6 protein-coding genes are annotated in these 7,024 nt (G+C 38.4%); 4 read left to right on the plus strand and 2 right to left on the minus strand.

Going from position 1 to position 7,024, the window contains the following annotated elements; all coding sequences use genetic code 11:
* The first annotated feature begins 356 nt into the window (after positions 1-356).
* The 4 genes from H7254_RS04165 (at position 357) to H7254_RS04180 (ending at position 4,663) form a co-directional block, all read left to right on the plus strand.
* On the plus strand, positions 357-680 hold the full coding sequence (locus H7254_RS04165) for a cupin domain-containing protein (RefSeq protein ID WP_301923822.1): 324 nt from the start codon (positions 357-359) through the stop codon (positions 678-680).
* 2 nt (positions 681-682) lie between these two features.
* Positions 683-1,471 (plus strand): SDR family oxidoreductase, encoded by a 789-nt coding sequence (locus tag H7254_RS04170; protein ID WP_301931788.1) that lies wholly within the window; start codon positions 683-685, stop codon positions 1,469-1,471.
* Between the two features lie 104 nt (positions 1,472-1,575).
* Entirely contained in the window at positions 1,576-3,183 is a 1,608-nt protein-coding gene (locus H7254_RS04175) for a glycoside hydrolase (RefSeq protein WP_301931789.1), read from the plus strand.
* A gap of 226 nt (positions 3,184-3,409) precedes the next feature.
* Positions 3,410-4,663 (plus strand): NAD(P)/FAD-dependent oxidoreductase, encoded by a 1,254-nt coding sequence (locus H7254_RS04180; RefSeq protein WP_301931790.1) that lies wholly within the window; start codon positions 3,410-3,412, stop codon positions 4,661-4,663.
* Between the two features lie 12 nt (positions 4,664-4,675).
* On the opposite strand, the gene rmuC is transcribed toward H7254_RS04180, so the two are convergent.
* Together rmuC and H7254_RS04190 are read right to left on the minus strand one after the other, a co-directional pair.
* Positions 4,676-6,190, minus strand: coding sequence for a DNA recombination protein RmuC (gene rmuC, locus H7254_RS04185; RefSeq protein ID WP_301931791.1), 1,515 nt, complete (start codon positions 6,188-6,190; stop codon positions 4,676-4,678).
* Between the two features lie 190 nt (positions 6,191-6,380).
* A partial coding sequence (locus H7254_RS04190; RefSeq protein WP_301931792.1) for a sialidase family protein occupies positions 6,381-7,024 on the minus strand: 644 nt, incomplete at its 5' end.

Below are 7,024 nucleotides of genomic sequence, written 5' to 3' on the forward strand. Positions count from 1 at the left end.
AGGATAGGGATAAATAAATCATTAAAATTATTGCAGGATATTATAACGTAATCTGCATTTGTCGTGCCAGATTAATGGGGAATTCTAAAGATGTTAAACGACAAAAATTAGTTATTGAAAACGGAGGCTGTTAAACGGATATTGTATTCAGGGTATCATTGCAGTGGTTAAAAATACAACTATTTTTTAAAATATCTATTTTAAATTTTGTAAATAAATTATTGTTGCAACAATCCGCGTTTTTTTATAATAACAGGGAAGTTTTTTTTAATTACATAAGCCGGGAAAGTATTATTGCAAACAAACTGACATAGCTTATCATCTTCTTATTACATTTGTTTAATAAATTATGTTGTATGTCTTTTATTGAATTAGAAAAATTAGCTACTAAAGAAATTTTTCCCGGCTTTACCGGGCGTACCATTCACACAGGTACCATGAGTTTTGTTTACTGGGATGTAGAAGCCGGAGCAAAAGTACCCGAGCATGCCCACCTGCACGAACAGGTAGCCAATGTACTGAAAGGCAGTTTTGAATTAACCGTAGGTGGTGAAACCAGGTTGATGCAGCCAGGCTCTGTTGCGGTAATTCCCCCATACGTATTACACAGTGGCAGAGCCATTACGGCCTGCGAATTGCTGGATGTTTTTACACCTGAAAGAGAAGAGTATAAATTTTAAACATGAATCTTAACCTTATTGATAAAACTGCTCTTGTTTGCGGTGGTTCGCAAGGCCTTGGCCTGGCCACTGCAAAAGAACTGGCATTGCTTGGGGCAACCGTTATTATAGCAAGCCGAACAGAAAGTAAACTGTCAGAAGCACTATTGCACCTGGATTGCAGTGCAGGCCAGCAACATCATTATTTAGTGTTTGACCTTACGGTTCCCGAAACAGCCAAATCCATTGTAAGCAACTGGATGTTGCAAAACGGAATCATACATATTTTAATAAACAATGCAGGCGGGCCTCCTTCGGGGCCAATGATTAATACCGATGCGGCAGAATTGGAAAAGGCATTTCTTGCGCATGTTATCAGCAGCCACTTACTGGCGCAACTTTTAGTGCCCGCTATGCAAAAAGCGGGCTACGGACGCATCATCAATATTGTATCAACAGCGGTTAAACAACCTATTAATAGTTTGGGTATTTCAAATACCGTAAGGGCTGCGATGGCTAATTGGGCTAAAACACTGGCGAACGAAATTGGTTATGGAGGAATTACTGTAAACAATGTTTTACCAGGCTATACCAATACTAACCGGCTTAAATATTTGTTTGCAAAACAAGCCGCTGACCAGGGAAAACAACCAGAAGAAATTGAAAAAAATATTATTAGTTCCATACCTGCTAAACGACTGGGCGAACCAGAAGAATTTGGAGCGGTGGCCGCTTTTTTATGTACGCCTGCAGCGGGATATATTAATGGCGTAAACATTCCGGTTGATGGCGGCAGAACTGGCAGTTTGTAATTCTTTTTTAAAGTGGAATCATCCGAAAAGGAAAGATCATTTTTTTAGAGGGAGAATTATTATTTATAAAAAGTAAGGCAATCATTTTTTTAAAAAATGCAAACATGAAAATTTTATTATTAAATCTGGGGTTGATGCTGCTATTGTTGCCTGCATTTTCGCAGCGAAATACCCGGGTTGTATTTACGATTAATCTACATGATAGCGTTCAAAAAATTAGAAATATTGGCGCATCCGCCTGCTGGTTTGGGGAAGAAATTGGCAAAAAATGGCCTGCAGATGCAAAGCAACGAATGGCTGACGTGTTGTTTAGCCGGGCATTTGAAAACAATGGACAACCAAAGGGTATTGGCCTTTCGGCCTTTCGTTTTAATATAGGCGCCGGTACGGCAGAGCAGGGAGATAGCAGCGGCATTAAAAATCCCGCCCATCGTGTTGAGTGTTTTCTTTCACCCCAAGGCAAGTATGACTGGAGCAAACAACAAGGCTATATCTGGTTATTAAAACAGGCGAAAAAACAGGGCGTAAAAGATCTGATAGCATTTGTAAACAGCCCACCAGTGCAGTTTACAAAAAATGGGTTGGGATATAAATTAAGAAAAGATGAGAAAAGTAATTTACAGGAAAATAAATATGCAGACTATGCCGGTTTTTTATCAACAGTAGTCCGGCATTTTGATAAGATCAATTGCCATTTCAATTATATAAGTCCTGTTAATGAGCCTCAATGGGACTGGAGCGGAACTTTTGGTGAAGCAAAGCAGGAAGGGAGTCCGTGGACAAACGAAGAAATTTACAAGACTGTAAAAGCTTTAAACAAAGGCCTGCAACGACAAAAAGCTACTACAAAAATATTAATTACTGAAGCCGGAATGTTGAATCATTTGTATGACTCCAATGTTAAAGCCTCCCGCCAAATTGCCCGTTTCTGGGATCCCGGGAGTGATTTGTATATTGGTAATTTAAGCCATGCAACACCCTTTGTTGAAGGACATGGTTATTTTACCGATAATGGCGACGACAACCTCATCAGTGTAAGAAATAAATTAAAAGATACATTAAAAAAGTACGATGCCGGTCTGGAATACTGGCAATCTGAATATTGTATGTTGGGCGATGGCTTTAAAGAAAATGTAAAGGATATTAAAAGAAGCGCAATGGATTGTGCGCTTTTCCTGGCTAAAGTAATTCACCAGGATTTTACAGCTGGCAATGCTACCGCATGGCATTTCTGGAATGCTTTTGAACCGGGTGCAGCAGATAGCAATACCCAGTATTATCTTGTGGCATTAAATGCCCTGGCAAATAAAGATTCTGCCAAACTATATACTATTACCAAAAATTTATGGGCGCTGGGTCATTACAGTTTATTTGTTCGTCCAGGCATGTACCGGCTGCAAACCAGCAGAAGTGATGGTTTAAGCGAAACAGCCGCAGCCCGGCAGGTGATGGTGAGTGCCTTTAAAGATGATAAAACACTGGTGGTAAATGTTATCAATTATACAATAGAAAATACCATCGCAGGTTTTGTGCCGGAGGGTTTACCCAATGCAAAAAAGATGAAACTGGTTAAACGATATGTAACAACAGCAGCAGAAGGAGAAGATATGATGCCTTACCCAGTTGAAAATACGCAGGAGCAAAAACCAGGCGAACCGTACGATGTTATATTTCCTGCCAGGTCAGTTACCACCTTATTATTTTCTTTTTAGTAAGCCTCCGTAGGGCTAACTGACGCATGATATTTTTTAGAGGAATTGATCAGTATAAAAATATATTGTTTCGAATTGTCTTTTTGAAATTGATAAATAACTACGGAATAAAGATAAACAGGGATCATAATTTTATACATTAAATTACAAACATGCATTCAATAACAGTATTATTAAATTACTGTCTTATTGTATATTTCATAAATAATTTACCAAACATACGCAATTGAGCAATCCACATTTTGAAACCGATGTACTGATAGCAGGCGCAGGCCCGGGCGGCGCAAGCACTTCTGTTTTTTTAGCGAAAGAAAAAATCAATCACATTATAATTGACAAAGCAGTTTTTCCACGTGATAAAATTTGCGGCGATGCATTCAGCGGTAAATCTGTCGGCATATTAAAAAGAATAACACCTGCATGGCAGGACTATTTTTTAACCGATAAAAACAAGGCCGTTGTTAGTACCGGTATCCAATTTACCGCTCCAGACAATACCTGCCTTGACATACCTTTTTTATTAAAAAATACCAAAGAACAAATCCCTGCCGGCTTTGTAAGTAAGCGCATTGATTTTGACAATACACTTGCAGGATTAATTGACAACCAGTATGCAACATTGCTCACCAATACCTTGCTGGAAGATATTGAAGAAATAAAAGATGGCTTACTGGTAACCATAAAACAACACGGCGAACGCAAACAGATATTTACCAAAATGATTGTTGGTGCAGAAGGCAGGGGTAGCATTGTGGCGAAAAAAATGGCACAGCATACAATGGAACCGGCACATTACAGTGCCGGGATCAGGGCCTATTATAAAAATGTATCTGGAATGCACGAACAGAATTATATTGAGCTGCATTTTTTAAAAGAACTGCAGCCAGGCTATCTATGGATTTTTCCATTACCAAATGGTACCGCCAATGTAGGCGTAGGAATGCTCAGCAAAAGTATATCGCTAAAAAAAGTGAATCTTAAACAATTAATGCTGGAGGCAATTAAGACGCACCCGACTTTAAAAGATCGTTTTGTAAACGCAACAATAGAAGGACCTATTGATGGGTGGGGGCTACCGCTGGGATCTAAAAAAAGAAAACTCAGTGGCAACCGGTTTTTATTAACCGGTGATGCGGGTTCGCTGATTGACCCTTTTACCGGTGAAGGCATCGGCAATGCAATGGTTTCCGGATTAGTGGCATCAAGGGTGATAAAGAAAGCAATTGATGCGAATGATTTTTCTATACATTTTTTAAAACAATACGACGATGAGTTGTACACAAAATTATGGACAGAATTAAAACTGAGTCATTACCTGCAGATATTATCCAGCAAACCCCGGCTCTTTAATTTTGTAGTAAATAAGGCCAGCCGAAGTAAGGAGCTGAAAGAAACCATCAGTTGCATGTTTGAGAATGTAGACATCAGAAAAAAATTTATGAATCCACTTTTTTATTTAAAGATATTGTTTAACCGGTAACTGCTTTTAATTTTATTCCTCCGTTACATCACCTAAAAGTACATTCACTTCTGCCACAGATAATTCTTCAAAAGATTTTAATTTTGCCTGTATTTTTTTGGTTCTGGTACCCACCAGTTCATCTATATCTTCGCTTGCTTTATTTATTTTTTCCTGTGCCTTTGTTAATACATCTCCAAATTTTCCAAACTCTGTTTTTACTGCACTCAGCGTCTTCTTAATTTCACCGCTTCTTTGCTCCAGCGCCATTGTTTTGTACCCAAACGAAATGGTATTTAAAATAGCAGACAATGTGGTAGGGCCGGTAACAATAATCTGGTAATCTCTTTGCAAAGTTTCCATTAAAGCAGGCCTGCGCACAGCTTCTGCATACAAACCTTCAACGGGCAAAAAAAGCAATCCGATCTCTGAAGTGTCGGGTGGGCAAATGTATTTATCGTGTATGTCCCTCGCAGATTTTTTGATGGCATTTTCCAATGCCTTTCCTGCCAGCTCTGCCGCTATGGTATCACCAGCATCGTAAGCTGCAATCAATGTATAATAATCTTCAATCGGAAATTTGGAATCTACCGGCATCAGCAACATCTTATTATCCTGGTGATGTTGCGGAATTTTTATGGCAAATTCAACCCGGTTAGCGGTGCCGGGTTTAGTAATGCAATTGATTTCATATTGTTCCGGCGAAAGCATCTGTTCTAAAATATTAGAGAGTTGCACTTCGCCCAAAATACCCCTGGTTTTTATATTGCTTAATACTTTTTTTAAATCGCCCACACCTGTTGCCAGTTGCTGCATTTCGCCCAATCCTTTTTGTACAGACTCCAGGTTTTTACTTACCAGTTCAAAAGACTGGGTTAACCTTGTCTCCAGAGTTTTTTGCAGTTTTTCATCAACCGTATTGCGCATTTCTTCCAGCTTTTTTTCATTGCCTTCCTGTAAATTTTTAATCGATGTTTCCAGCGTTTGTTTTAATTTATCCAGCTTTTCTGAGCTGCCTGTATTTTGTGTGTGTTGATTTTTTTCAAAATCTCCGAAATTTTCTCTTAGCTTTTCTTTATAATCCTTTAACGCTTCATTGAGTTCGTTTTTAAAACCAGCCAGGTTTTCTTTAAGTTCTTTTCGGCTCTCTTTGCTATTGGTTTCTATGCTGGTTTGAAAGACAGTTAATTTTTGTTGTAATGAATTTGTGAGATTATAAAACTGTTCAGAAAATGCAGTAAACTGATTATTTTGTAATTCGGATACTATGTGAATATTGTCTGAAATTGTTTTGCCAAATACCGTTACCTGCTGAATGATTTCTGTTCTTAAATTACTGGCTGTTTGCGTTGCTTCCAGGCGATTAGCAGTAAACTCATTTTTTAAACCCGCTTCGGTATCTTTTAAATTTTGGATCAGCATGCCGGTTGAAAATTTAATTTCATTCAGTTCAGTACTGTATTCTTTTTTACCTGCTTTAAACGTAAAGTAAATGTTTACAATCAGGAGTATCGCAATGGCAGAAGGTAAAATATAAATGAGTTCCATCTTATTTTATTGGTTGAAAATCTACTTTCTGTGCAAGTTAAAATTTATCCTGATGGAATAGTATATTCATTAACCGGTAAAATAAATTATCCCCGGTTCGATTTTTACATTCAATGTTTAAAATACACAATGATTCCCTCACGATAATTTCATCAACAGTCCGGTTCCAAAAAGCATTTCCCGCCAGTAATCAATGAATTGATTTTGGATCTATCACAACATATTTAACCGACTCACCCTCCTTCACAAGCGAATAAGAATAGCTGATATGCAATAGACCGTTATTGGTTTGTATAAGGCAGGGATAGGAAAAACTGCCCTTTCCTTTTTGTTCGTTTTCCAATGTTTTTTTCCACTTCCATGTTTTTCCTTCATCATCGGAAATATAAAGACTTAGCCGGTATCTGCCATCATCTTCATCATCACCAACAAATGCCCAGCGGCCATCATTTAATACAATCAATTCTACACTTGCGGTATTGGGGATATTTGTTTTTTGGGCTGCACTCCAGGTATATCCTTTATCTGAAGATTCGCTTACCTGTACCCTGGATGGTTCATCGCCATTGTCTCTCATAAAAGCTACGATATTGCCGTTCTTTTTTTGTACAAGGGCGGGCTGAACATTTCCTCTTCCAACAATTGGCAGGCTTTCGTGCCAGGTTTCGCCATCATCATCAGAAATAGCAATAATAGACATATTAAATCCATCAGAATACAACGGCAATAATATCCTGCCTCCGGCAAGCCGCAAAGGTTTAATTCTTGTCATCCACCCAATGCTTCTTTTTGCAAAATCCTTGCTGGCTTCAATGATCATTTCATCATATTTGG

The sequence above is a fragment of the Ferruginibacter sp. genome (assembly GCF_014377975.1).
GTDB lineage: Bacteria > Bacteroidota > Bacteroidia > Chitinophagales > Chitinophagaceae > Ferruginibacter.

Bases quoted from the DNA above. Each gene is read 5' to 3' on its own strand.
- H7254_RS04165 (WP_301923822.1), top strand. From the start codon at position 357: ATGTCTTTTATTGAATTAGAAAAATTAGCTACTAAAGAAATTTTTCCC.
- H7254_RS04170 (WP_301931788.1), top strand. From the start codon at position 683: ATGAATCTTAACCTTATTGATAAAACTGCTCTTGTTTGCGGTGGTTCG.
- H7254_RS04175 (WP_301931789.1), top strand. From the start codon at position 1,576: ATGAAAATTTTATTATTAAATCTGGGGTTGATGCTGCTATTGTTGCCT.
- rmuC (WP_301931791.1), bottom strand. From the start codon at position 6,190: ATGGAACTCATTTATATTTTACCTTCTGCCATTGCGATACTCCTGATT.